This window comes from Acinetobacter sp. PFS20 (genome assembly GCF_052261015.1).
Lineage (GTDB): Bacteria > Pseudomonadota > Gammaproteobacteria > Pseudomonadales > Moraxellaceae > Acinetobacter.
Genome location: NZ_JBPVZE010000001.1, coordinates 2,135,079 through 2,159,185, shown reverse-complemented (window position 1 = coordinate 2,159,185; position 24,107 = coordinate 2,135,079). Strand labels below are relative to the sequence as shown.

The 24,107-nt window shown below is 37.7% G+C and carries 28 protein-coding genes and 1 tRNA gene; 14 read left to right on the top strand and 15 right to left on the bottom strand.

Annotation, left to right across the window (positions count from 1 at the left end; all coding sequences use genetic code 11):
• Positions 1–6 precede the first annotated feature (6 nt).
• The 4 genes from ACS125_RS10150 to ACS125_RS10135 form a co-directional block, all read right to left on the bottom strand.
• Complete coding sequence (locus ACS125_RS10150) at positions 7–816, bottom strand: pyrroline-5-carboxylate reductase family protein (protein WP_443271877.1); 810 nt, start codon at positions 814–816, stop codon at positions 7–9.
• A 380-nt stretch (positions 817–1,196) separates the two neighbouring features.
• On the bottom strand, positions 1,197–1,421 hold the full coding sequence (locus tag ACS125_RS10145; protein WP_443271875.1) for a hypothetical protein: 225 nt from the start codon (positions 1,419–1,421) through the stop codon (positions 1,197–1,199).
• Between the two features lie 220 nt (positions 1,422–1,641).
• A complete protein-coding gene (locus tag ACS125_RS10140; RefSeq protein ID WP_004793563.1) occupies positions 1,642–1,857 on the bottom strand; it encodes a cold-shock protein in 216 nt (71 codons plus the stop codon).
• A 346-nt stretch (positions 1,858–2,203) separates the two neighbouring features.
• Entirely contained in the window at positions 2,204–3,136 is a 933-nt protein-coding gene (locus ACS125_RS10135; RefSeq protein ID WP_004793565.1) for an LpxL/LpxP family acyltransferase, read from the bottom strand.
• Between the two features lie 238 nt (positions 3,137–3,374).
• On the opposite strand from ACS125_RS10135, the gene ACS125_RS10130 reads away from it, so the two are divergent.
• On the top strand, positions 3,375–3,992 hold the full coding sequence (locus tag ACS125_RS10130) for a LysE family translocator (protein WP_151963590.1): 618 nt from the start codon (positions 3,375–3,377) through the stop codon (positions 3,990–3,992).
• Positions 3,993–4,089: 97 nt separating this feature from the next.
• On the opposite strand, the gene ACS125_RS10125 is transcribed toward ACS125_RS10130, so the two are convergent.
• The 3 genes from ACS125_RS10125 to ACS125_RS10115 all read right to left on the bottom strand — a co-directional run bounded on the left by ACS125_RS10125 (position 4,090) and on the right by ACS125_RS10115 (position 5,520).
• Complete coding sequence (locus tag ACS125_RS10125; RefSeq protein ID WP_174732380.1) at positions 4,090–4,635, bottom strand: glycoside hydrolase family 108 protein; 546 nt, start codon at positions 4,633–4,635, stop codon at positions 4,090–4,092.
• A 30-nt stretch (positions 4,636–4,665) separates the two neighbouring features.
• Positions 4,666–5,055, bottom strand: a complete 390-nt coding sequence (locus ACS125_RS10120; protein WP_004793571.1) for a hypothetical protein — start codon at positions 5,053–5,055, stop codon at positions 4,666–4,668.
• Positions 5,056–5,265: 210 nt separating this feature from the next.
• The gene (locus ACS125_RS10115) at positions 5,266–5,520 is read right to left on the bottom strand and encodes a hypothetical protein (protein ID WP_004793575.1); all 255 of its coding nucleotides are present in this window, start codon (positions 5,518–5,520) and stop codon (positions 5,266–5,268) included.
• Between the two features lie 669 nt (positions 5,521–6,189).
• Between ACS125_RS10115 and ACS125_RS10110 the strand changes: the two genes are divergently transcribed.
• Entirely contained in the window at positions 6,190–6,861 is a 672-nt protein-coding gene (locus ACS125_RS10110) for an XRE family transcriptional regulator (RefSeq protein WP_004793576.1), read from the top strand.
• 150 nt (positions 6,862–7,011) lie between these two features.
• Here ACS125_RS10110 and ACS125_RS10105 read toward each other — a convergent pair whose 3' ends face one another.
• Complete coding sequence (locus tag ACS125_RS10105; RefSeq protein ID WP_004793577.1) at positions 7,012–7,245, bottom strand: hypothetical protein; 234 nt, start codon at positions 7,243–7,245, stop codon at positions 7,012–7,014.
• 174 nt (positions 7,246–7,419) lie between these two features.
• Positions 7,420–7,496: transfer RNA gene (locus ACS125_RS10100), tRNA-Met, on the bottom strand.
• A gap of 257 nt (positions 7,497–7,753) precedes the next feature.
• Here ACS125_RS10100 and xseA point away from each other — a divergent pair.
• Positions 7,754–9,019: an exodeoxyribonuclease VII large subunit gene (gene xseA, locus ACS125_RS10095; protein ID WP_443271871.1), complete on the top strand. Its 1,266-nt coding sequence runs from the start codon at positions 7,754–7,756 to the stop codon at positions 9,017–9,019.
• A complete protein-coding gene (xseB, locus tag ACS125_RS10090; protein ID WP_004793582.1) occupies positions 9,009–9,203 on the top strand; it encodes an exodeoxyribonuclease VII small subunit in 195 nt (64 codons plus the stop codon). The genes xseA and xseB overlap by 11 nt, the downstream gene beginning before the upstream one ends.
• 200 nt (positions 9,204–9,403) lie before the next feature.
• Here the strand turns inward: xseB and ACS125_RS10085 are convergent, their stop codons facing one another.
• Entirely contained in the window at positions 9,404–9,622 is a 219-nt protein-coding gene (locus tag ACS125_RS10085) for a hypothetical protein (protein WP_004793583.1), read from the bottom strand.
• Between the two features lie 48 nt (positions 9,623–9,670).
• Complete coding sequence (locus ACS125_RS10080) at positions 9,671–10,264, bottom strand: LysE family translocator (protein WP_004793584.1); 594 nt, start codon at positions 10,262–10,264, stop codon at positions 9,671–9,673.
• Between the two features lie 441 nt (positions 10,265–10,705).
• Between ACS125_RS10080 and ACS125_RS10075 the strand changes: the two genes are divergently transcribed.
• Both ACS125_RS10075 and ACS125_RS10070 read left to right on the top strand, forming a co-directional pair.
• Positions 10,706–11,035 (top strand): hypothetical protein, encoded by a 330-nt coding sequence (locus ACS125_RS10075; RefSeq protein WP_004793585.1) that lies wholly within the window; start codon positions 10,706–10,708, stop codon positions 11,033–11,035.
• A 471-nt stretch (positions 11,036–11,506) separates the two neighbouring features.
• Positions 11,507–11,863, top strand: coding sequence for a four-helix bundle copper-binding protein (locus tag ACS125_RS10070; RefSeq protein WP_005303648.1), 357 nt, complete (start codon positions 11,507–11,509; stop codon positions 11,861–11,863).
• Between the two features lie 632 nt (positions 11,864–12,495).
• Here ACS125_RS10070 and ACS125_RS10065 read toward each other — a convergent pair.
• The 3 genes from ACS125_RS10065 to ACS125_RS10055 form a co-directional block, all read right to left on the bottom strand.
• Positions 12,496–12,903 (bottom strand): GFA family protein, encoded by a 408-nt coding sequence (locus ACS125_RS10065; protein WP_443271867.1) that lies wholly within the window; start codon positions 12,901–12,903, stop codon positions 12,496–12,498.
• Between the two features lie 28 nt (positions 12,904–12,931).
• Positions 12,932–13,333, bottom strand: coding sequence for a Cu(I)-responsive transcriptional regulator (gene cueR / locus ACS125_RS10060; RefSeq protein WP_004642046.1), 402 nt, complete (start codon positions 13,331–13,333; stop codon positions 12,932–12,934).
• 75 nt (positions 13,334–13,408) lie between these two features.
• Positions 13,409–15,880: a heavy metal translocating P-type ATPase gene (locus tag ACS125_RS10055; protein ID WP_443271865.1), complete on the bottom strand. Its 2,472-nt coding sequence runs from the start codon at positions 15,878–15,880 to the stop codon at positions 13,409–13,411.
• 166 nt (positions 15,881–16,046) lie between these two features.
• Here ACS125_RS10055 and ACS125_RS10050 point away from each other — a divergent pair, with 166 nt between their 5' ends.
• Positions 16,047–16,247, top strand: a complete 201-nt coding sequence (locus ACS125_RS10050; protein WP_077164555.1) for a heavy-metal-associated domain-containing protein — start codon at positions 16,047–16,049, stop codon at positions 16,245–16,247.
• A gap of 57 nt (positions 16,248–16,304) precedes the next feature.
• On the opposite strand, the gene mobR is transcribed toward ACS125_RS10050, so the two are convergent.
• The gene (gene mobR, locus ACS125_RS10045) at positions 16,305–17,975 is read right to left on the bottom strand and encodes a phenol degradation transcriptional regulator MobR (protein ID WP_443271862.1); all 1,671 of its coding nucleotides are present in this window, start codon (positions 17,973–17,975) and stop codon (positions 16,305–16,307) included.
• A gap of 369 nt (positions 17,976–18,344) precedes the next feature.
• On the opposite strand from mobR, the gene ACS125_RS10040 reads away from it, so the two are divergent.
• The 7 genes from ACS125_RS10040 to ACS125_RS10010 all read left to right on the top strand — a co-directional run bounded on the left by ACS125_RS10040 (position 18,345) and on the right by ACS125_RS10010 (position 24,070).
• Positions 18,345–18,632 carry a phenol hydroxylase subunit gene (locus ACS125_RS10040; RefSeq protein WP_032048352.1) on the top strand — a complete coding sequence of 96 codons (288 nt, stop codon included), beginning with the start codon at positions 18,345–18,347 and terminating at the stop codon, positions 18,630–18,632.
• A 21-nt stretch (positions 18,633–18,653) separates the two neighbouring features.
• On the top strand, positions 18,654–19,652 hold the full coding sequence (locus ACS125_RS10035; RefSeq protein WP_443271859.1) for an aromatic/alkene monooxygenase hydroxylase subunit beta: 999 nt from the start codon (positions 18,654–18,656) through the stop codon (positions 19,650–19,652).
• An 11-nt stretch (positions 19,653–19,663) separates the two neighbouring features.
• Positions 19,664–19,930: an MmoB/DmpM family protein gene (locus ACS125_RS10030; protein WP_000049450.1), complete on the top strand. Its 267-nt coding sequence runs from the start codon at positions 19,664–19,666 to the stop codon at positions 19,928–19,930.
• 45 nt (positions 19,931–19,975) lie between these two features.
• Positions 19,976–21,502 carry an aromatic/alkene/methane monooxygenase hydroxylase/oxygenase subunit alpha gene (locus ACS125_RS10025; RefSeq protein ID WP_004702709.1) on the top strand — a complete coding sequence of 509 codons (1,527 nt, stop codon included), beginning with the start codon at positions 19,976–19,978 and terminating at the stop codon, positions 21,500–21,502.
• 59 nt (positions 21,503–21,561) lie between these two features.
• Positions 21,562–21,924, top strand: coding sequence for a phenol hydroxylase subunit P4 (locus ACS125_RS10020; RefSeq protein WP_151963579.1), 363 nt, complete (start codon positions 21,562–21,564; stop codon positions 21,922–21,924).
• 14 nt (positions 21,925–21,938) lie between these two features.
• Positions 21,939–23,000 carry an NADH:ubiquinone reductase (Na(+)-transporting) subunit F gene (locus tag ACS125_RS10015; RefSeq protein ID WP_151963578.1) on the top strand — a complete coding sequence of 354 codons (1,062 nt, stop codon included), beginning with the start codon at positions 21,939–21,941 and terminating at the stop codon, positions 22,998–23,000.
• Positions 23,001–23,185: 185 nt separating this feature from the next.
• The gene (locus ACS125_RS10010; protein ID WP_443271856.1) at positions 23,186–24,070 is read left to right on the top strand and encodes a SphA family protein; all 885 of its coding nucleotides are present in this window, start codon (positions 23,186–23,188) and stop codon (positions 24,068–24,070) included.
• Positions 24,071–24,107: the final 37 nt, after the last annotated feature.

Here is a 24,107-nt window from a genome sequence, read left to right as displayed (position 1 = left end):
AAAGAGTTAACGAGCCTCAGAAAGAATTTCTGAAGTAATTTCTTTGCTACGATGATATGCGGCCCTCATGGCTAAACGTATATCATCTGACACATTGCCTAATTCAAACATTCGTAAAGCAGATTCGGTAATCCCGTTTGCTAAAGTCACCTTTCCACATAACTCCGCTGGTGGAACATTACTTTTACGAATCATATCGACTGCGCCGGTAGCCGCTTGAAGCGCAAGATCTAAGGCAAATTGTTTATCTAGACCTAGTGAAACGCCCGTCTTAATCATGCTATCTAAAATATAGAAAAAGTAAGCTGGCCCTGAACCAGATAATGCAATAATGGCATCACTTTGTGTTTCAGACGGCGCCCAAAAAGTCTGGCCCGTTGCAGAATACAAAGTTTCAATTAAGTCTTTATCAAGCTGGTCCATTTGCTCTGAAGCAATAAGCACGTGAGTACCCGTATGCATAAGCACAGGCGGATTTGAAATCACACGAACGATTTTCTTTGAACCTGTAAAACTGAATAGGTGTGCAATATCAATCCCTGCCATCATAGAAACAATAATCTTATTTGCTAACCATTTTTTAAATGGCGCAAGTGTCTCTTTTAATTGTTTTGGGTCGAGTAACAACACAACAATGTCAGCTTTTTTTAAACCATTTTCTTTTTGCTTCAATGCCTGTGTATCGTTAATTTTTTTCTCTTCAATTAAGTGTATTTTTTCTTTTTTAAATCCTTTTAAAACCATTCCTCCGATTAAAGCCAAAGCTAAATTACTACTGCCAATAAAGCAAATATTAGGTTGTACTTCACTTAACATTTAAAATGTTTTCCTTTCTAAGGGAGGCTATAACAATAAATATTATCTATAGTTTAATTATGAATATTGAATTAAAGATGACCGTCTGAATAAAGAACCCACTTTAATAAAATATATTATTAAAGTGGGCTTTGTTTTATTTGCGCAATAAATAAAACAACTTTTGCTTAAGCCTAATGTATAACTATATCCATCAAATTCCACACATAAATTGTAAAAGTCTGTAACCAATGCTAAAATATTGTAAGCAACATTTAAAGCTGCAAAATAAAATCATTGATTTTCAAAAATTAAATTTTACTTATTAAATCTATTTGAATTAATTTAATAAGTAAATCTTTAAAGTAGAAGGTGGTAGTAAATATATTTTTATTAATTAGCTAAATATTTTCATTTTTCTTCTTTAAAATACTTTCAGCTTTTCTTATTGCTTGACTTAAATCAACATCTTCACACACCCAGAAGCTAAAAATTTGCCCAAACAAGTGGAAGTGTTGCTTAATATATTTAGAACTATTATCAGAATAATGCTCTTCAATCTTTAAGAAATCATTATCTTGTTCTATTTTCTGACCGTCAAAAATACCGCCAATACAAATATCCATTTTAATACCACACACCTAATTCATTATATTTTAACAGAAAAACTTAGAAACATGTTTATAAGAGTATGTTTGTAGTTGTTTTTTGAATATAAGTTGAATTAAAACTTATAAAAAACCCACAAAAGATAAAGTGGGTTTTTTTAAACTCTAATAAAATGCTTTAGACTTAAACATATTTTATTTAAATAATATATCTAAATCAATTAAAAGCTCTATTTATTTATGAGTTTTGAAGAATCACAATATTTGAAGCTTGAGGGCCTTTTTTACCTTGTACTACGGTAAACTCAACACGTTGACCTTCCAACAAAACTTTAAAACCTTGTGTTTGAATATCAGTAAAATGAGCAAAAATATCTTTACCATCTTGAGTCACAATAAAACCAAACCCTTTAGTCTCATTGAACCATTTTACTGTACCAGTAGTAGTAGACATATGTTATATCCTGAATCTTAAAATATTATAACTTATTATTGGAGAAAACCAATTTAACTAAAAAATAGACGTCAAAACTTAAATATCTGAAAAAACCGAAGGATTATAAATATAAAACTGCGCAAATAGAAATTTATAATGACATGAATATTTTGTTAGTTATTCTCGATAATACACGCTTCAGAAGCATTTGCAATCGATATTCAAAATAATTCAGATAAGAAAACTTAAATGCTTAGGAACGCTTCTATTTCACATTGATTTCATTAAAATTTCTTTGATTTAAAAATCAAATTTTGTTTCATTTTAATACAAAGAAGTCACTTTGCTACTCCTCATAAGTCCCTCAATAGAATTTCTGTTCACCCGCAGGACGGGTCTTAAAACGGCGATGAAACCACATGTATTGTGTAGGGGCTATGCGAATTTGATTCTCAATAATTTTATTGACTCTTTCAGCATCACTCACTTCGCAGCCACTCGGAAAATTCTCTAATTTAGGTTCTACGAGTACATGATATTGAGGATTTCTGATATCGCCACTTCTGTAAAAATACAAAGGCACTGCTGCTGCTTTTGAAATATCCATCAGTCTGCGGTGTGCTGTTACAGTCGCCGCTTGTATACCAAAAAATGATGCCATTACACCTTGCTTTAAACCAAAGTCCTGATCTGGGCTATACCATATTGCGTGACCATGTTTAAGGTTTTGTATAAGTCCACGCATGTTGTCTCGAGCAATCTGGTTTTTATATACTCTTGCACGACTCCGATGAATCAGAAAATCTAAAAAGGGATTGTTTTGAGGTCGGTAAACTACGTCCATATTAAAAAATAAGGTACACGCAGCTCCACCAGCATCTAAAAGCGTACTATGAGTGCCTAATAAAAGTACGCCATTTTCTTGATTATTGGTTAAATTTTCTAGTCCCTCTATATGTACACGACTTTTAAACCAATTTGGGCTGTACCATGCATTTAATGCTTCAAATACTCCAGTTAAAGTATCAACAAAAACCTGTTTGGCTTTCACCTCAATTTGCATAGGTGTTTTTTCAGGAAAGCATGCTTCTAAATTACGTAGTGTTGTTTTTCTTCTTGAACTTAAAGATTTCCAAGCTATTTTTGAGAGAAAATCGGCAAGACGCCATTGAATAGCCCAAGGTAACATCGCGAATAACATCAAAATAAAAGCTAAAAACCATACCCCCCAATATTTAAACGATAAAAAGGAAAATCGAAATTCGCCAGATTTAAACTGCCGTTCTTTTTTCGTCATGCTGTATATTTCTTGAGGTATAGGTTTAGCATACTAACATTCCCTGTTATTAGGGGTGTATGTTTATGTTGCTTTGGGTATTAAGCTTTTTATTATCCAACTTACTTATAGAAATGCATATTTTAAACACTTAATCTATTTCACTCTTAAATATACATAACTGTCTGTATACATAACTTATTTTCTCATTTAAAGTAATCGCATAATCTTGTCTCATTGATAAATAGGATATATCAGCGTGAGCGGTCTTTTAGTCTTTATAACAATTGCATTTCTTACTCTCCTAAGCCCCGGACCTGGCGTTTTATTTACTGTCACAAATTCAATCAACTATGGTGTTAAAACTGCTTTATTTGGTATTAGCGGCTTAATCATTGGTATGTTTGTAATTGCTGTAATTTCCGCTAGTGGTGTAGGTCTTATTATTACCAGCAACCCTACTATTTTTACGGTTTTAAAATTTATTGGTGCATTTTATTTAATGTATCTTGGATATAAAAACTTCAGCAAAAAATCGCCATCGCAAGATTTAATCACTGATCAACAAAGCGATAAAAATGTAAGTAAATCTAGACTCTTTTATCAAGGCCTACTTGCATCTTTGCTTAACCCCAAAACAATCGTATTTTTTATTGCTCTATTCCCTCAATTTATTGATATAAAGAAAGAAATTTTAACTCAGTTTTTAGTTCTCTCTTTAACCTTTTGTTTTATTGGATTTTTAATTCATTTGGTCTATGCAAATTTCTCTTCAATTTTTAAAGAAAAGATGTTGGCTGGAAATAATTTTTCTATACTCAATAAAATTAGTGGCGCTATTTTCTTTCTTCTTGCAGTTTTACTCATTGCACAATAAATCATTACTCGACATATGATGATTTGAAAAGCCTCAACTCATGGTTAGGCTTTTCAAGTTTTTTGTCTATCAACATATTTTTATCTAACTACAATTTTTACAACGCCACCCTATTTAAGATCCAACCATAAAAGAAGTCTTCGTAGTTTGGGTTCTTCTCGGTAATTTCAATATAGTGCTGCCCTTGCATAATATTTAAAACGCGTAGTAATACCATTTCTCCATCTTTATTACGCCTATTCAAATACGTACTCAGTGCTTGAAAAGTTAAAGGCCCATATTGACCATCTAAGGTAAGATTTGGCCAGCCCTCTTCACCTTGCTTATTTAGCAGATTTAAAGCACGTTGTAACAAAGGCTTTGTAAAGTTAACTCCACAATTTATAGCCGTATCAAGTAACTCTTCTGCAATAGCAGGGCTAATTTTATTGATCTGGTCAAATTGGGGTTCAAACCAATATTGTTTTTTATAAATAGACTTGGCCACAGCTAAAGGTAAATCTCGCATATCACCTTGATATCCGTTTGATCGAGCGACTGTTTCTGTAATGCCAAATTTGGTGGCATGCCCATGGTCTGATGGGTGATTAATATATCCACCTTCTCTGTCTATGATTGCTTCTAAGTACTGGTCAATATTCATTTTATTTTACCTATATCATTGAAACTGTTTTTAGCTATTTTGCAGATCATCTTTCGCTTTTTTTAAGTCTTTGATGACTTCCACAATCGTTTTACCTTCTTGTTTATTGATGAAGTTAAATATCCATCTCACAATCGCCCAGCCCGGCAAACCGCAAATAAAGAAGAATCCACATAGTGTGATCATTCCCCAAATATCCGATACCCATTCATGTAAATTCCATTTCATGATAATAAATGAGCCACCTGTTAAGCTTGAAACGACCGTGCATATCAGTCCAACAATCCATTCTTGTGGTGAGCGAGGGAAACGCATCATCAACACGACTGCCACAACTAAGCTGACTGCTAAAGCCACCATAATTGCAATGCTATAAAAATCTAAAAATGTGGCTAAACCACTTGTTTGAACTGTTTTCATCATCTTGTCCTGCTTTAAAGGGTAAAACTTGAAAACTCGCTATTCTTACTTGCTTGTCGTTTTTCAGGTTTTATAAATACCCTTAGTTTTCTTTATTACAGTCAATAAAAAACACTAACGTTTTTTTAACCGCGCTAAATCGCAAGACGAACTTATCCTTGACCCCATATTTCAGGGGTCCAAGAAAGAATGTTTGTATGCTAAAGCCTGTTAGTGTGCACTGTTTAAGGCTTGTTCAATCAACTCAATCACGGTGATTGCACCTATCGCTTTTTGCATTGAGACTTGATCATCGAATTCGAATGCATCATCTTCAAGCTCACTTGCAATTTGCTTTGCCTCTTCAAGCGCCCTTTTTATTTTTTGTACCTTGTATTTGTTTACGTCTTTTGCAATTGTCGGAACATATCCTCCACGTTTTGCATTTTTAAGTTGTTTAGCTCTGTTCTGCATTGCTGTAGTCATTCACTATCTCCAACTCACACGTTTAATAAGGCATCTTTATCGTTTGTTATTCTTGAAGTTTTGATCCATTCTTTGAGCAATATAGCTAAGCTATGACTACAAATGTGTTTTCAAAACGTTTCATCTGGTACAACAAACCTAAAGAACTAAACGGTATGCATTTAACGCATTAATTTAAAAGTAGATATTCCTTTTTCTAAAATTGTAAAAAAGTATGAAAGCTCTTACGTTTACGCCTTTTTCGAACTTTAATTTTTTGACCAAAAAGTTCAAATAAGGCTTTGCCGTATATCGGAAACTTTTGTTACGACTCACAATCTTTGTTAAATTCTTCATGTTCTTGATACCCTTTATCGACGAACATTAAGCCTGATCCACGGAATCGGGCTTTTTTTTATTCCATTTTTTGTTTTGATAGCCTATCTGTAAATAATAATTGAGCTATCTCCCTTCTATTTTGCCTCCTCTAGAAACAAAATAAATTTAGCTTTCATCTCAACATTTTGATAATTCAATAAATAGTGATTCAAATACGATTTAAACTTTATCTATTCATCTGAAGATATAACTGATATTATAACTATAGTTATTATTAGTCAATAACTATAGTTGTTTTACTCGATATAACTTTAGTTATATATTTGTTATAAGTTTGCTGGTGTAATCGTTATGGCTCTTAAAGACCGTTTAAAAGATTCTAGAATTAAAGCCAAAAAAACTCAGGCTGAAGTGGCAGAAGCAGTAAAAATGTCTCAGCCGGCCTATCAGGCTTTAGAGTCTGGGAAAAATTTAAAATCTGCGTTTCTTCCACTTATTGCCCAGTTTTTAGGTGTAGATGGATATTGGTTAACGACTGGAAATACAGAAGATGCTTTTAGAGAAAGTGATGTATTTAGCCCCACAGTCGTGAGTGCAGAATCCACCGATCAATATGTCTGGATTGAAGTGGTAGAAGCTAGTTTTTCGTGTGGTACAGGTGAGTCGATCGAGTTCCACTTCGATGCAATTAATGGGAAAATTCCTTTTCCTGCTTCATTCTTTAAAGAAAAACGGGTTGCTCAAGAGTGCATGCGTATTATCAAAGCTAAAGGCGATAGTATGACAGACTACATTAAAGATGGAGATCTGGTCGGTATTGATATCTCTCAAACTGAAGTAATTGATGGCGAGATTTATGCGGTTTACTTTGCAGGGGAAGGAATGATTAAGCAAATTTTTAAAGAAGCTGATGGCTCTTTAATTTTACATAGTTTGAATGAAAAATTTAGAGACCGCCGTGTAACCGAAGAAAATGGAAAGAATTTTAAGGTTATGGGACGTCAATTCTGGCGAGCGGGTTAAGGTCGTTATAAATATAATTAAAATAATAATTCTATCAATTTAATTCGTTTTTGCTTTTTATAACTTTAATTATTTATGATTCATATAGATATAAAAAAACCTATCTCTTTTAAAGGAGATAGGTTTTTTAGCTTTATTACCATGATTTTATCAACAATACGTTGTTAAACGATAAAGTTGATTAAATCCAGCATAAAAGCTTTTACCATCTTGGTTTAATTCGATTTCTTCACCAGATTGAAGTTGAATTTTCTTACCAACTTCGACCCAACGATAACCATCTTGAGAGTTTTGCTTACGCACATGAGGAACGATCCTCACATTAATCTCATTGCCATTTACGGATGTGGCAATTTGCCACTCATTTACTATATTCACAATCATTCACTCATCACTGAGCTCATGTGATTTAACGGTATTTAATTAGAACGCTAGATTTAAGGTATGGACAGTCAGTCTAGAATTTAATATTTAGCTTTATATTGGGTTATTTATAAGCTAATTGCTTTTCATAATTTTCGCATTATGAAAAGTGGTACATCACAGAGCATAATATTTTGGTTGCGGGGGCCGGATTTGAACCAACGACCTTCGGGTTATGAGCCCGACGAGCTACCAGACTGCTCCACCCCGCAATTGGAAGTAAGCTTTATACGCTCATATATTTCATAAAGCAAACTTTATTTTTTAATCGGTTGTAATTATTAAGAATTATCTTTTTATTAATTTTTCATTTTTAACCTTTCGGTCTAAATAACCCTATCAATTTCCAATTGTTAATTCTTTAAATTGTTGTATTTATTTTAAATAGAACCCGATATTCATAGACAGCAATTGCCTTGGTTGGATGGCTTTTATACTATCTAGGTTAGTCCTTTAATGTTTAGTTTGTATGTCTGAACCTCAGTTTTCCCTTAGTGAATATCTCGGCACAGTTCAGGAAGTCATACGTTTGGCTTTTGATGAGCCAGTCTGGGTAAAAGCAGAGATTCGAAATTTAAATATTAAAGGCGGCCATTACTATTTAGAGCTTGCAGAAAAAGATGCAGAGACTGATAAAGTTATTGCCAGTTGTAAAGCTACGATCTGGAAATTTTCAGCCAGTAAAATTGTTTTAAAGTTTGAACGCGAAACTGGCATTGAGATTTCAAGCGACTTAAATGTGCTCATCAAAATTAGAGCACGTTTTGATCCTCAATATGGATTTTCGGTCAATATTGAAGAGATTGACTCAAGCTTTACCTTAGGTGAAATTGCTAAACGTTATCTGCAAATTATTGAACGCCTCACACAAGAAGGGTTAATTCACAAAAACAAACTCCTGCCTACTCCTTTTGACATTCAAAATGTTTTAGTCATTGCTCCTCAAAATGCTGCGGGCCTAGGTGACTTTAAAAAAGATGCCGATGCTCTAGAGAGAAATGGTGTTTGCCATTTTGTGTATCACACCGCTACTTTTCAAGGGAACACCGCTGCAACTAGTTTGATTGAGTCTTTAGGTTCAGGTTTAAGACAATGGGCCAGCACATTTAAATTTCCACCAGATCTTATTGTAATTATTCGCGGTGGCGGATCTGTGAATGATTTGGCTTATTTAAATGATTATGAACTTGCAGCCCTGCTCTGCAAACGTACTGTACCGATTTGGGTTGGTATTGGTCATGAAAAAGACCGAACCATTCTTGATGAAATTGCCCATCGTTCATTCGACACGCCAAGTAAAGTGATTGCTGGCATCCGTAACCATATTGTTGAACGCGTACAAGAAGCCGTTGATAGTCTGCAAACCATTAAGCTTCTTTCGCAGCATCAAATCACAACGTATCAAAGTAAGAATGATCAGCTACTTCATCAGATTAAATCTTCGGCCCAAGGTCAACTTAACTCGGCACATCGCCTGCTTGACCAAATGAAAGAGCGTATTCAGTTTAGTTCACAACAACAGGTTAAATTTTCATTAACTCAAATCGAATCATTAATGAAAGAAATCCTTTTACAAAACCCCAAACAAGTTCAAGCCAAAGGCTATGCAATTGTCAGATCCGAAGGAAAAGCGATTCGGTCTATACATGAAATTTCAAACCCTGCCATTGCCATTGAAATGCAAGATGGTGTGATTGAAGCCAACATTACACAGGTAATTCCAAATGAACAATGAAGAGTTAACGTTTAAAGACGGCCACGACATTTTGAAAAAAAATGCCGAACTACTTGAATCTCAAGAAAGTCCAGATATTGATAATTTAATGAAGATTGTTGAAGAATCGATTACTGCTTATAAAGCGTGTAAATCACGTATAGAAGCTGTTCAACAAGCTTTAGATGAAACATTTAAAGAATAATGGGCAATAAAAAAAGCCCATTCCTACTTCTCATTGAAGGAATGGGCTTAGTGAAAACCACTTAGTCCTGAAATGCAAAAAATGTGGATTAGGTCACATTTTTTGCAAAAGCATAGTCCCATAAGTATTGGGCATCTTCAATATTTTAATTGTGTCTATTACGTAGTTTGGCTCTATTTTCAGCGCTTCTTAGCTAAAAGCTATTCCTCGCTGAATGCTCCAATCAATTGATAAATTTTGCCGTCTTTAGGGTTCTCATAAAGTAAATCCATGTTCGGCAAAATAATATCATCGTCAATTTCAATATGTTCAACGCTTTTGTGAAGTTCAAGGGCATGGTCATTCATAGGTCGAACTTTTGCCAAAGCAATCGTTTCTTGGTTAAACTGATCCTTAATAATTACTTTTAATCTTTTCATAAAAATCTCCTGAAAATTAAATTTTTTAATATAAATAACGAGTTAAGTTTAAAATGAGCTAATCGCTGAATAGCCGATTGGCATAGCAAAAAAAGTTAAAATAAATGCAGCCGTACGTTGTAAATTACGTTGGTTTAACCAAGTTACTTTGTTTGAAATTAATACGGTTCCAAAAGCAATCCATAAAAAAGCAATGGGTGTAATTAATGATAAAAAAACAGCAATATGAATAAAATATACGTGAAACACTTCCCATGCTGCATGTGGAAAAATAGCAGAAGCAAAGAGTAAAGCTTTAGGATTTAAAAGTGTCGCGACAAATAAAGCCTTAGGCGTAATCAGTGGATTGTCTAATTTGATGTCGTTTGTCGATGTTGTCCAAAGTTTAAATGCAAGGTAGAGAATAAAAGTTGCACTTATTAACTTTAATACAGGTGGAAGCCACGGAATAAAATGTGAAACGGACTCAAGTAAAATACCCCATGAAGTAATTGCAATGAGATAACCCATCACTTCAGCAGGAATAAGTTTAAGAGACTGCTTCACTCCTGCCTGTATTCCAGCAGAGGCTAACAATGTATTTGTTGGGCCTGGAGTCAACAAAATGGTGACCACAAGTCCAATGAACATAAATGACACCATAGGCAACGAACTCTTTAATTATGCTAGGCGAAATATGTCAAAAAGGTGCATCTATTGTCGACAAAATGGTTGTAACAAGAAATATTAAAACTTAATTATTTATTTTTAAAACAAACAATTAAATCAAACTGACCTTGAATTCACTTAGGATTTTATCATTTTTAAATATGCAAAACCGATCACACAAATACAGAATAGTGAGCTATTCTTTCTTGCTCACAAGAAATTAACTTGAAAATTTGTTCCTCAAAAAATAAGCTTTTTTTACTATTTTTGAGCTTATATAACTCAAGAAATAACAGTTTCCCGCCTCACTTGAAATTTGAAAATTGAACAATATATAAACAACTAGAAATCGTGATTTTACTGAATATGATGTCTTGCTCCCCATCAATTCATTGATCGCCGCTTTCATCACATAAATCAGATGATGGAGGATGCATGATGAATGCTTATGTTCGCCCTCATCCAGATGGTTTTAAATCTTATTTAGGTAAAAATCAGAAAACCGGACTCTATGCTGTACGGCTTGGTTGGACGGTGTATGAAACAAATGGCAATGGCTCTGTTCTATACATTGTCAAGAATGAAGATAAGATTCCATTGGATGTAGATAAGTTTAAAACTGACCGACCCAAAATTTATGCTGCTCTTCTTAATGAAGTTCAGTTTCAACGCAAGAAACAACTGGCGATTGATCTCCAGCAATCAAATATCCCTTCTTATGACCGTAAAGCCTACAAAAAACGTCGTGGCTTTATAGACTCTTAAAACTTATCTTTATAGTACGCATATAGAAAAAGCACCCTTGGGTGCTTTTTCTTTTAACGACCAGTTGTAATTAATACGAACATACTCAGTATTAATGTGCTCAATGATCGTTTGCAATGGATGTGGACTTCATGCTCAGCTCCGTGAGCGTATTGATTAACGTTTTCCATTTCGTGTCCTTCAAAGTTCACATTCCTAATTTGCCTAATATTCACACAATAAGAAATTAGCCAAAAGTATTATATGCAATTAAATTTAACACAATCCTTAAATTTAAATCCCCTATCAATATCAAAAATTACTAGCGTTTAAGCTAAAAACTGGATGTAACATTCTACTACGAGGTTAATCATGTATTAGCGATTTGTAGACCTTTCATATCAAACACCCATGCCTTAAAAATGATCTTCTAAAATAGAAAATATAACGATATTCCATTTTTTAATAATAGTCTTCGCTAGGAGAACTCTTATGGAAATTCAACAAGAAACAAACTCAGCTTTATTTTGTGATACCTCCACCTCAGTTCAAGCCTGTATTGAATGTATGATCGCTTGTAAAACGTGCGCAGCTGCATGTTTGCAAGAGGAACATGTCCATATGATGCGAGAATGTATTAAGCATTGCATGACATGTGTAGAAACCTGCCAACTGTGTACATCTTTAGAGTTAAGAAATTCTGAGCTTGCTGAACAAGCCATGCAATTGTGCGCTAATGCCTGTCAACTTTGTGCAGCGGAATGCAGTAAACATGAACATGAGCACTGTCAGATCTGTGCTAAAGCATGTTTAGCGTGTGCTCAAGCTTGTTTGGCCTATCGCGCCTAAATTTTTAAACGTGTAAAGCCTACGCATCTTTAGATCGTAGGCTTATTAAAATATAATAAGTAACAGAAAATTATATGTTTTTTATTTAAGTCGAGTTAATAATCACTTTTCTATAGGCATAAAAAAAACCCGCATCTTGGGGAAGAATGCAGGCTCTTAGATCTCCCACAACGACCATGAGTTCATTATTAAACTTGAACTTTAAACCGTTAAGTAAATGTACCTATAAATAAATTAAATTGCAATACAGAATAGTCTGTATGTTTAAAAATTTTTATTATTTTTACATCTTTTTATTTGCTTAAGAACAAATGGTAAAAAATGGCGTCATAAAAACTTTATTTATATTCTGGTCAACCAATAAATAGCTTTTTTACAGGCATTAAAAAAGCCCGTTTCACGGGCTTTTCTGCAACGGTGAGCAATCTAAGATTTGTGTCTATCCATCTCTTACATGCTCTTTGCTAGCTATATGTAAGGTCTTATCGTATCTTTTACCCTGTCCCAAGTTTCCCTGTGGATCGAGGAGATATTACGATTACCTTAGGTACAGTTATAGCACATTATTTATTCATGGCTAGTCTTGTTCACGTTTTTTTACAAATGAATAAAACATGATCAAACCTTAATATTTAAGGGTTTTCTACCCCATTTTGATATTGGCGAGCACTATCGCAAATTGGATACCATTTCACTTTTGAAGACACAAAAGCATGAGAACTGGCAGATATCGATATTTCTTCATTAATAAGCCCTACCCTCAAACGCACTACTTCAGGCTTATCTAGACGTTCACTCCAGATCGGTGAACCACAAGTTTTACAGAACACTCTCTTTTTATTAGGCGATGCAAAATAAGCCTGTAAAAGGTTTTCACCCTGCACAATATTTAAGTCACTTTTTTGTACTTGAGTAATGGCAGCGAAAGCAGCACCTTGGGCTTTTTGACACTGCGTGCAATGACAGATCATGATGGGTTCTAATTCGCTATTAATTTGCAGTTGAATCCCATTACAAAGACAAGAAGCTGTATAAGCCATGATTTTCCCTTTTTTATTTTAATGAAACTTAGCTTACACCCACGCCTTTTTCAATGTGATCTAAGATCGCACAAGAAGCTTGCTGGTTGCCGCAGCAATCATCGGCTGAAGCCTGCAAGATATTAACCATTTCTTGGAGATGGGCAATTTTCTGTTTTAATTCGGCAATGTGTTTTACGGTTAAGGCTTTCACCTCTGCACTCTGCCGGTCTGTATTTTTCCAAAGCGAAATAAGCTCTTTCATCTGTTCAGATGAAAAACCTAACTCCCGAGCATGCTTTAAAAAGTTTAAAGTTTTAAGGTCTGTTTCTGAATAAATGCGATAGCCAGAAGCAGAACGCTGAGCTGCTTCAAGTAAACCGATTTCTTCATAATAGCGAATCATTTTCGCCGAAATGCCCGAATGTTTGGATGCCTGACCGATATTCATCTCACACCTCAAATATTAAATTTGGTTTAAGACCTGCTGTCATGATCTTAAACCAAAAGTTGATTTTCAGCACCCTTACTGTACTGGCGCATGAAAACGTTTTAAGCGTAATGCATTGCCTAAGACAAAAACCGAAGAAAGTGCCATCGCGCCTGCTGCAAACATAGGTGAAAGTAATACACCAAATGCTGGATATAGCGCTCCTGCTGCAATTGGAATCAGAGCAACATTATATACAAATGCCCAGAACAGGTTTTGACGTATGTTTCGCATAGTGGCTTTACTTAGCGCAATTGCGTTTGGTACACCTTTTAAACTGCCTGACATGAGCACAACATCGGCTGCTTCAATGGCAACATCTGTGCCCGTTCCAATGGCTAAACCGACATCTGCTTGTGCCAAGGCTGGTGCGTCATTAATGCCATCACCTACAAAAGCTAAGCGACCATATTGTTTTTGCAGTTGGCGGACTGTATCGACTTTGCCTTCGGGTAAAACCTCGGCCACAACTTCATCAATTTTTAGCTTCTTGGCAATGGCTTGTGCCGTATGACGGTTGTCTCCTGTAATCATGGCAACCTTGAGACCTAATTGATGCAAGGCATCAATCGCAGCATAGGTTGTTTCTTTAATTGGATCTGCTACGGCAATAATTGCTGCAAGTTGCTGGTCAATGGCAACATAAAGCGGTGTTTTGCCCTCTTCACCCAACTGAGCCGCAATCGCTTGGAATGAGTTGGTATCTAAACCAAGTTGATGCATATAACGGTCTGCGCCAATTTGTACTTTTTGACCTGAAACTTCAGCTTCAATACCTGAACCTGTAATCGATTTAAATGCTGTTACGGGTAATAAGTTTAGGCCTTCGCTTTTTGCTGCTTGAACAATCGCGAGAGCAATTGGGTGTTCAGACTTGGCTTCGACCGAAGCAACTAAAGTCAGCACTTGTTTACGTTCAAAACCTGCTTGCACATTAAAGTCTGTCAGTGTCGGTTTACCCTCGGTAAGTGTGCCCGTTTTATCAACCGCAACGACCTTCGCTTCTTGTAAAAGCTGCAAAGCTTCACCTTTACGGAACAGGACACCTAACTCAGCACCACGTCCAGTACCGACCATAATAGAAGTTGGTGTTGCAAGTCCCATCGCACAAGGACAAGCAATAATCAGTACCGCAACAGCATTCACCAAACCAAAAGTCAGTGCAGGCTCTGGTCCCCAAATAAACCAAACCAAGAAAGTGATTGCAGCAATTAACATAACAGCCGGTACAAACCACATGGTGACTTTATCGACCAAACCCTGAATCGGAAGTTTAGAACCTTGGGCTTGTTCAACCATGCGAATAATTTGTGAAAGCACAGACGAACTACCCACTGCGGTTGCCCGAATATTCAGTGTTCCGTTTTGATTGACCGTACCACCCACCACCTGCTGTCCCATTATTTTTTCAACAGGAACTGGTTCGCCCGTAATCATAGATTCATCAATGTAGCTATGTCCTTCGACTACTTCACCATCGACTGGCACACGTTCACCCGGGCGAATTTCTACAATAGTTCCACTGACCACTTCGGCAACAGCAACTTCCACCACTTGACCGTCACGCTGAATACGAGCTGTTTTGGGCTGCATTCCTACTAAATGTTGAATAGCTTGTGAGGTTCTTCCTTTGGCTTTGGCTTCAAAATATCGTCCAAGCAAAATTAAACTGACAATAACGGCAGCCGCTTCAAAGTAAACATTGACCGTGCCTTGGGGTAAAACCTGTGGCATAAAGGTTGCCACAACTGAAAAACTATAGGCAGCTAAGGTTCCAACAGCAACCAGCGAGTTCATATCGGGTGCTAAACGCCATAAGACCGGAATACCTTTTTGGTAAAAACGGCGACCAGGAAAAACGAGTACTAAGGTGGTCAAAACAAACTGTAAAAGCCAGCTATTGTATTGACCAATCGTGTGCATGACCCACATGTGAAAAGCTGGAATGAGATGTGAACCCATTTCCAAAATAAACACAGGTAAGGCCAACACAATCGAAATGATCAAATCTTTTTTAAGCTGATCTAACTCTGAGGCTTTTTTGTCGAGTTGCTCATCTTGATTTTTTTCAGATGCTTTTGCGTCGTAACCTGCTTTTTTAACGGCGCGAATGAGGTCTTCAACATTGACTGATGCATCTGCTTGTACCCAAGCCTGCTCTGTTGCTAAGTTGACGGTAGCTTCTTGAACACCTTCTACTTTTTTAAGGGCTTTTTCAACACGTGCAACACAAGATGCACAGGTCATGCCCTCAATAGACAACTCCACTGGTGCGGCTTTTGGAACATCATAACCTGCTCGTTCAACTGCTTTAACCAGTGCTTCGCGCTGAATCGGTTGATTTGAATAAACAACCGCTTTTTCTGTTGCCAAATTAACGTTAGCAATCTCTACATTTTCAACTTTCTTAAGTGCTTTTTCGACACGACCTACACACGAGGCACAGGTCATGCCTTCGATTGGAAGTGTTTCACTATATGCTGGCAATTTTGTGTTTTTTGAGTCCATCAAACACCTCTGCAAATCTGCAAAATTTAATATTCTGTATTGAGCATACAGATTCCCATCATGGGAAGGTCAAGCATATTTTTTTAAAAATTTAGTATTGACCTTACAATCATGACAAGGTTTAGACTCTTAGTTATCCAAACAAACATCTCATTCTTGATGGAGTATGAACATGAAACTACTTATTGAAAATATGACTTGTGGTGGCTGCGCTCGTGGCGTGACTGCGACGATTCAAGATATCGACCCAAATGCAAAAGTAGATGTAGACTTAGCGACCAAAATCGTGACTGTTGAAAGCAGTGAAAGCGTCGATAAAATTACCGAAGCACTTGAAGAAGATGGCTTCCCAGCGAAAGTGCAATAATGAATAAGGCCTAACGTTTAAAGTTAGGCCTTTATTTTTGAGCTTGTTGATATCGACTCAAAGCTGAAATTTTTTAATTCGATAATCCAGTGCTGCCCGAGTTAGCCCTAATAAACGTGCCGCTTCAGACACATTATGATTTGCCTTTTTTAAAGCCGTTAAAATTAACTGCTTCTCGTGTTGTTCTAAATTAAACTCTGCCTGTAATAATTGCCCAAAGTCAGTTTCAACCGCTATAGCCTGCTCTGGGTCATGCTTAATCTGTGGGAAAATGGCATTTAACTTAATTAGTTGTTGATCGTCCGTTAATAAAACCGCCCTTTCTAATAAGTTTTCCAACTCACGAATATTGCCCGGCCACTCATATTGCTGCATAAAAACTTTGGTTTTTTCACTTACACCCTGAATGGTTTTACCGTACATTTTTTCAAAACGATGAAGAAAGTGTTCAACCAGTAAAGGAATATCTTCACGGCGCTCCCGCAAAGGTGGAATTTGCACTGGGAAAATATTTAAACGATAATACAAATCTGCCCGAAAGCGTCCTGTTTTCACAGCCTGCTCAAGGTCTTCATTGGTTGCTGTAATTACACGGACATCTAATATACGCGTCTGTGAGTCTCCTACTCGCTCAAATTCACCTTCTTGCAAAATGCGTAATAGTGCTGCTTGTGCACGAGGAGAAAGCTCAATCACTTCATCTAAAAAAATAGTACCGCCATTGGCCCGTTCAAACTTGCCCAAGCGAGATTGATGTGCCCCCGTATAAGCACCTTTTTCTACACCGAATAATTCGGACTCAATTAACTCTGGTGGAATCGCTGCACAATTCACCGCAATAAAAGGTTGGTCTTTTCTTTGGCTATTTGCATGAACTCCTCGTGCAAAAGCTTCTTTACCAACGCCTGTTTCACCTTGTAGCAAAATCGAAACTTTCGAACCTGCTGCTTTGGTTAATAATGCACAGACCTGTTTATAAGATGCTGACTTACCCACAGAACTAAATAATTGGTAATCGGCTTCGCTGTCGCTATAAATTGATTTTTTGAGCTCAAAAAGTTCAGCTTGCAACGCTATCAATTCTTTTTCCATGGGTTCGGGTGACATGAACTGAATCAGCTCATCTGCATTTTCCCATTCTTCTAAAGGCTTTCCGATAATACGACAATGCTCATCGCCGCAAGCTTTACACTCTATTTCTTGATAAATAATGGTCATACCCGTCGCAAAACTGCTATATCCACATGCATAACCCAAAAGCATCCAGCATGCAGGTTCATCACTTGGGCCAAAATGCTCTAAATGCACATCGGCTTCAAAAGAATTTAGCCAATTTAAATCGGCATAAAACTGTTTTTTATCGTGGCTTAAATTGAGTTGGTTAGCCTGTACTTGAACCATTCCACGAATGGCATGCATTTGTGGACCTGCCATAAAAGCATCGTGTTCATTTAAATCGGGACGCATTTTCGTTGTAACTTCTGCATCTTTTAACCCTGCTTGATACCCTAAACGAATAAAGAAACGCTTAGTCCGCTCAAGCCCAATCATGTGTGCTAAGTCTTTACGCAAATATCCCATAATGCTGGTGTGTAAAAGCAGCATCCGATATTCATCAAACCAGATTTGGCCGTGGGCAGTATCAAAGTGCAGTTTAGACAGCAAATCGTGAATTTCTTGCGGATGATCTGCGTATCGTCCCGTTGTATCGTATTTTACTCGAGCCATGAGTGATCTGTTTTAATCCATTAAACACATTTGGGTGTTATCTCATCTTATAGAAGAACCAGATAAATGTCCTAGTACCTTAAAGACATAACTTCATACTAAAAAAGTATGTCTAAATCTCTCCTCTTAAAAGCTCAAACATTCTAAAAATAAATTTTTACGGCCTTTTTCATCAAATCATGAATATCTCTATTTCACCATTCAAAAAAATTCATGAAATGGTGAATTTTTAAAATGCTGCACTTTTAATAAAAATACTAAGCAATTGTTTTTAATTATAAAAATAAAGTTGGCATAGCTTTTGTAAAGCTAATCGTGAAAGCAAGGAGCATTCATCAATTTCAAGACCATATCTTGATGGAGTACAGCATGACGCAACCTCAAGTCGAAGCACTAACCAAATATATTCGGGTGACTGGCGACTTAAACGCAGAGTTTATCGAATTCGATTTTGCCATTTACGACCCAAGTCTATTTGTGGAACTGGTTTTGCCTAAACATGCATTTAATGATTTTTGTAAGACCAATCAAGTGGTTGAAATGACCCAAGAGCAGCAAGCTTTTAATGATGCTCAGGAAGAAAAATGGCGCTATGGCACTGAAGCAACCTTAGTCGGCACGCAACGTAATAGCAACGATCACGATGATCAGATGTAAAAAATATAAGGAGATAAAGCCATGACTTTAGAAATCAAAACGTCAAATGTCGAACCTATCCGCCAAAACTACGCCTATATCGAAAGACGATTTGGTAGTAAGCCAGCAACTCGATATCAAGAAGTAAGTTTCGATGTACAGGCAGAAACTAACTTCCACTATCGTCCTTTGTGGAAACCTGAAAAGACTTTAAATGACAAAACCCATACTGCCCTGCAAATGCAAGATTGGTATGCATTTAAAGATCCACGTCAATTCTATTATGGAACTTATGTTCAACACCGTGCACGTTTACAAGACACCGCCGAAAGTAATTTTGCTTTTTTTGAAAAACGTCAGCTTGCAGAGCATTTGTCTGACGAAGTCAAAACCAAGGTCATTGAGTGCCTACTACCATTTCGGCATATTGAACAAACTGCAAACTTACACATGATGTCTGGCAGTGCCTATGGTTATGGCACCGTGCTTACACAAGCTTGTATTTATGCCGCGATGGATCATTTAGGAATTGCGCAGTACATCTCACGGATTGGCTTAGCTCTAGATGGTAATAGCGGCGATTCATTACAACAGGCAAAACAGGCTTGGATGCGGCATCCTGCATGGCAAGGCTTACGCCGTCTGTGTGAAGAAAGCCTCACCGAGCAAGACTACTTCAAACTTTTCTTGTTACAAAATCTTGTGATTAATGGTTTTGTGACAGAGCTTGTCTATCAACAGTTTGATCAGTGGTTAGTGAGTCAAAATGCTCGCGACTTAGCCATGCTGACTGAGTTTATGAAAGACACTTTAGGTGATTTACGTAAGTGGTCAGACACTGTCATAAAAACTGCCACAGCAGAATCCGATCATAACAAACAGCTATTAAATGAATGGTTCACCCAGTCTTTAGCTCAAGTAAAAGCAGCTTTTACACCTTGGGCAGCAACTGCCTTAACAACAGATGCAGTCGACCAAGCAGAACAAGTTGTAATTGAACGCGCAAAAAAACTCGGCCTACAACCACTTACAAATGCTTAAAGAGAAGCAACATGTCTAAAGTCTATCTCGCATTACAAGACAACGATACTTCACGCTACATCCTCGAAGCGATCGAAGAAGATAACCCTGAAGCTTCAATTCAATATTTACCCGCCATGATCCGAATTGAAAGTGAAACTGATTTGGTGATTAAAGCCGAAACCGTATCTGAAAAACTAGGCCAAGATTGGGACATCCAATCGTTACAACTCAACATGATTACGCTGGGCGGCAACGTCGAAGAAGATGACGACACCTTCCGCCTTCATTGGAATTAATCACAACATAGACGTTGTTTAACAAAGATTTAAGGATGATCAATCATGACAACTCAAACGAAAGAAACCAGCAAAAAATTAAATGCTAAAGATCGTTACCGCGCTTTAACCCGTGATCTGGACTGGGACTTTTCTTATGCTGACCGTAAAGAGGCCTTCCCTTATGAAGAGTTTGAAGGTATCAAAATTACGGACTGGTCTAAATGGGAAGATCCATTCCGTTTAACCATGGATGCTTACTGGAAATATCAGGCAGAAAAAGAGAAAAAACTTTATGCCATTTTTGATGCTTTTGCTCAAAACAATGGTCAGATGAATGTCAGCAATGAACGTTACCTCAATGCCATCAAACTCTTTTTAACGGCGGTGACTCCACTTGAATATCAGGCTTATCAAGGCTATGCACATGTAGGTCGCCAATTTAGTGGTATTGGAGCACGTATTGCTTCTCAGATGCAGTCGATTGATGAGCTGCGTCATGTACAGACTCAAATTCATGCCATGAGTCATTACAACAAGTTCTTTGATGGTTTTCAGGACTGGGCGCACATGCATGACCGCGTTTGGTATTTGTCTGTGCCTAAATCATTTTTTGAAGATGCCCGTTCTGCTGGCCCTTTCGAGTTTTTATTAGCGATTAGTTTTGCTTTTGAATATGTACTTACCAATTTGCTGTTTGTGCCGTTTATGTCGGGTGCAGCTTATAACGGCGATATGGCAACCGTAACCTTTGGTTTTAGTGCACAGTCAGATGAAGCGCGCCACATGACGCTTGGTCTTGAAATCGTAAAATTTTTGCTCGAACAACATGAAGACAACGTACCGATTGTGCAGGAATGGATTGATAAATGGTTCTGGCGTGGGACGCGTTTGCTTTCAATTGTGGGCATGATGATGGATTACATGCTGCCAAACAAAGTGATGTCGTGGAAAGAAGCGTGGGAAGTTTATTTTGAACAAGCAGGCGGTGCGCTATTTAAAGATTTAAGCCGTTATGGCATTCGCATGCCGAAATATAGCGATGTGATTGTGAAAGAAAAAGAGCATGTCTCACATCAGGCATGGTGGATTTTCTATAACTTTGGTCATGCTGCTGGTTTCCATACATGGATTCCAACCGATGAAGAAATGGATTGGTTATCGGCTAAATATCCAGACACTTTCGATAAATACTACCGTCCAAAATGGGAGTTGGCTCGCAAAATGGAAGCCGAAGGTAAACGCTTCTATAGCGCAGGTTTACCGCAGCTTTGTCAGGTTTGTCAGATACCAATGACCTTTACTGAAATGGGTGATGACCCGACTCAGTTTAGTTATCGCCATAGCATTTACCAAGGCGAACGCTACCACACCTGTTCAGATGGCTGTCATGACATTTTCGAGCGCGAGCCTGAGAAATATATACAAGCATGGTTACCTGTAAATCAAATTTTGCAAGGCAACTGTGGTGGCGGTGACCTCGAAACCATGCTCCGCGATTATTACCGCATGAATGTCGGGGCCGACAATCTGGATATTGAAGGTTCACCAGACCAACAGCGCTGGAAAAAATGGAAAGGTAACGCAGCTTAAGCACAAGGAATTATTCAGGCAGTGATCAAGCTGCCTGATAGGAAATAAGGAGATTGAACATGACTGTTCGCGCGATACACAACAACTATCAATTTGAACCGCTTGATCTGCAAAAAAATTATGGCGATCAATTCTTACTTTACGTGGGTTGGGATCATCACACACTTTTTTGCTCGGCACATGCCATGCTTGCCTCACCTCAACAGACTTTTGGACAGTTGATTGAGCAACAAATTACAGGTGGTTTTGCCCAACATCCAGATTTTGCCAAAATTGATTGGTCAAAAGTGCAATACATCTTAGATGATCAAACAATCAATCCAGAGAGTACTAAAAGCTTGGCAGAGCTTGGTTTTGGTCATAAGTCATTACTTCGTTTCGTTACGCCAGAATTAAATGGCTATAACGACAGCTACGTTTAATTCGGAGGTGTGTCATGAGTTATCAAGTCACCATTGAACCGATCGGAACAACGATTGAAGTAGAAGAAGACCAAACCATTTTAGATGCTGCCCTACGCCAAGGCGTTTGGTTGCCCTTTGCCTGTGGTCATGGCACTTGCGGGACATGTAAGGTTCAAGTCACCGATGGTTTTTACGATGTTGGTGAAGCTTCACCATTTGCGCTCATGGATATCGAACGCGATGAAAATAAGGTGCTTGCCTGCTGCTGCAAACCACAGTCCGACATGGTTATTGAAGCCGATGTCGATGAAGACCCAGATTTCTTAGGTCATTTAGTTCAAGACTATCAAGCGACCGTAATTGAAATAAAAGATCTATCGCCAACCATTAAAGGTATTCGTCTACAACTAGATCGCCCAATCGAGTTCCAAGCTGGCCAATATATCAATGTCCAATTTCCAGATATTGAAGGAACACGGGCATTTTCAATTGCCAATTCACCAAGTGAAGTGGGCATTGTTGAGCTGCATATTCGTAAAGTTGAAGGCGGTGCAGCGACGACTTATGTACATGAACAGCTTGCCCCAGGTGATTCGCTTGATATTTCAGGCCCTTATGGTCAATTTTTTGTACGCAAGTCAGATGATCAAAATGCCATTTTTATTGCAGGTGGGTCAGGTCTTTCAAGTCCACAATCGATGATTTTAGATTTGCTTGAGTCTGGAGATAGTCGCACGATTTACCTGTTCCAAGGAGCACGAGACTTGGCAGAGCTATACAACCGAGAATTGTTTGAACAACTCGTAAAAGACTATCCGAACTTTCGTTATATTCCTGCCCTGAATGCACCAAAAGCAGAAGACCAATGGACTGGATTTACCGGATTTGTGCATGAGGCTGTTGCCGATTACTTTGAAAATCGATGTGGTGGACACAAAGCGTATTTGTGCGGCCCACCAATCATGATTGACTCGGCAATTTCAACGCTCATGCAAAGTCGCTTATTCGAACGAGACATTCATACTGAACGTTTCTTAAGTGCAGCCGATGGTGCTACTGGACAGTCACGTTCAGCTTTATTCAAACATATTTGAAGATAAACCTTTAAGCACTCTGCTTTTTCAAATGAGCTTTGTATTTGTAATTTAGAAAGCAAATACAAGGCTCACAGGAGTTCTGCATCTCAAATTTAGAGGTTAAACAGACTCAAGTTTTTAAAGATCGTTAAGGAATAACGTTTTTTTAGTGACAAGCGAAACAACACAGAATAGGACATTCTATGAATAACAAAATCTCTGCAATCATATGTGGTGTACTCATCACTGCTCTTTACGTTCCATCTGCATTTGCTACAGAAAATGGCTCAGACTCTTTTGCTTTGGGTGCAGAAGGTATGATGGCGGGTGCTCTACCACCTGCTGGTGTCTACTTACTTAGTTATTATCAAAATTATCATGCATCAGAGTTTCAAAATGGTCCCGACCAATTCCATGTTGATGTCAACGCTGTGGTTCCGCGGTTGGTCTGGATGACTGATCAAAAAATTATGGATGGACAACTCGGGTTTTATGCAGCCCAACCATTGGTTGATCTACGCCTTAAAGTCAATGGAATGGCTGACTCAAACCAAGGACTCGGAGACTTGATTTTGGGTGGTATGCTCGGCTGGCATCAAGGAAATCATCACTGGCTTGCAGCCCTAGAAACCGTGCTGGGAACAGGTGAATACGACACTCCAAGTACGACACATCCAGTTGAAGCCAATCTCGGGAAAAACTATCACACCATTCGACCGATTATTGCCTATAGTTATGCCAACGCGGCAGGCTTAGATCTTTCAACTAAACTGTCTTATAGCTGGAATACACGTAACGATGCAACCGACTACCAGTCTGGACAATACATTGCGGGTGACTATAGCTTAGGTTACCGCATTAACCCAAAACTCAAAGTTGCAGTTGAAGGCTATGCGTTTAAACAAACTACAGATGACAAAGTAAACGGAAGTGACATTGGGTTTAAAGGACAGGTTTTTGCAATTGGTCCAGGCATTCAATATGCCGATAAAAACTGGTCTATCGAAGCCAAATTTCTAAAAGAAACCGAAGTCGAATATCGTCCCGAAGGCCATACCAGCTGGCTAAAACTGATTTGGGCTTTCTAGAACCATTTAACGCTTAGCTTCAACCTTTGAGGCTATG

Coding starts and splice junctions, on each gene's coding strand:
- ACS125_RS10150 (WP_443271877.1), bottom strand. CDS start 816: ATGTTAAGTGAAGTACAACCTAATATTTGCTTTATTGGCAGTAGTAAT.
- ACS125_RS10145 (WP_443271875.1), bottom strand. CDS start 1,421: ATGGATATTTGTATTGGCGGTATTTTTGACGGTCAGAAAATAGAACAA.
- ACS125_RS10140 (WP_004793563.1), bottom strand. CDS start 1,857: ATGTCTACTACTACTGGTACAGTAAAATGGTTCAATGAGACTAAAGGG.
- ACS125_RS10135 (WP_004793565.1), bottom strand. CDS start 3,136: ATGACGAAAAAAGAACGGCAGTTTAAATCTGGCGAATTTCGATTTTCC.
- ACS125_RS10125 (WP_174732380.1), bottom strand. CDS start 4,635: ATGAATATTGACCAGTACTTAGAAGCAATCATAGACAGAGAAGGTGGA.
- ACS125_RS10120 (WP_004793571.1), bottom strand. CDS start 5,055: ATGAAAACAGTTCAAACAAGTGGTTTAGCCACATTTTTAGATTTTTAT.
- ACS125_RS10115 (WP_004793575.1), bottom strand. CDS start 5,520: ATGACTACAGCAATGCAGAACAGAGCTAAACAACTTAAAAATGCAAAA.
- ACS125_RS10110 (WP_004793576.1), top strand. CDS start 6,190: ATGGCTCTTAAAGACCGTTTAAAAGATTCTAGAATTAAAGCCAAAAAA.
- ACS125_RS10105 (WP_004793577.1), bottom strand. CDS start 7,245: ATGATTGTGAATATAGTAAATGAGTGGCAAATTGCCACATCCGTAAAT.
- xseA (WP_443271871.1), top strand. CDS start 7,754: ATGTCTGAACCTCAGTTTTCCCTTAGTGAATATCTCGGCACAGTTCAG.
- xseB (WP_004793582.1), top strand. CDS start 9,009: ATGAACAATGAAGAGTTAACGTTTAAAGACGGCCACGACATTTTGAAA.
- ACS125_RS10085 (WP_004793583.1), bottom strand. CDS start 9,622: ATGAAAAGATTAAAAGTAATTATTAAGGATCAGTTTAACCAAGAAACG.
- ACS125_RS10080 (WP_004793584.1), bottom strand. CDS start 10,264: ATGGTGTCATTTATGTTCATTGGACTTGTGGTCACCATTTTGTTGACT.
- ACS125_RS10075 (WP_004793585.1), top strand. CDS start 10,706: ATGATGAATGCTTATGTTCGCCCTCATCCAGATGGTTTTAAATCTTAT.
- ACS125_RS10070 (WP_005303648.1), top strand. CDS start 11,507: ATGGAAATTCAACAAGAAACAAACTCAGCTTTATTTTGTGATACCTCC.
- ACS125_RS10065 (WP_443271867.1), bottom strand. CDS start 12,903: ATGGCTTATACAGCTTCTTGTCTTTGTAATGGGATTCAACTGCAAATT.
- cueR (WP_004642046.1), bottom strand. CDS start 13,333: ATGAATATCGGTCAGGCATCCAAACATTCGGGCATTTCGGCGAAAATG.
- ACS125_RS10055 (WP_443271865.1), bottom strand. CDS start 15,880: ATGGACTCAAAAAACACAAAATTGCCAGCATATAGTGAAACACTTCCA.
- ACS125_RS10050 (WP_077164555.1), top strand. CDS start 16,047: ATGAACATGAAACTACTTATTGAAAATATGACTTGTGGTGGCTGCGCT.
- mobR (WP_443271862.1), bottom strand. CDS start 17,975: ATGGCTCGAGTAAAATACGATACAACGGGACGATACGCAGATCATCCG.
- ACS125_RS10040 (WP_032048352.1), top strand. CDS start 18,345: ATGACGCAACCTCAAGTCGAAGCACTAACCAAATATATTCGGGTGACT.
- ACS125_RS10035 (WP_443271859.1), top strand. CDS start 18,654: ATGACTTTAGAAATCAAAACGTCAAATGTCGAACCTATCCGCCAAAAC.
- ACS125_RS10030 (WP_000049450.1), top strand. CDS start 19,664: ATGTCTAAAGTCTATCTCGCATTACAAGACAACGATACTTCACGCTAC.
- ACS125_RS10025 (WP_004702709.1), top strand. CDS start 19,976: ATGACAACTCAAACGAAAGAAACCAGCAAAAAATTAAATGCTAAAGAT.
- ACS125_RS10020 (WP_151963579.1), top strand. CDS start 21,562: ATGACTGTTCGCGCGATACACAACAACTATCAATTTGAACCGCTTGAT.
- ACS125_RS10015 (WP_151963578.1), top strand. CDS start 21,939: ATGAGTTATCAAGTCACCATTGAACCGATCGGAACAACGATTGAAGTA.
- ACS125_RS10010 (WP_443271856.1), top strand. CDS start 23,186: ATGAATAACAAAATCTCTGCAATCATATGTGGTGTACTCATCACTGCT.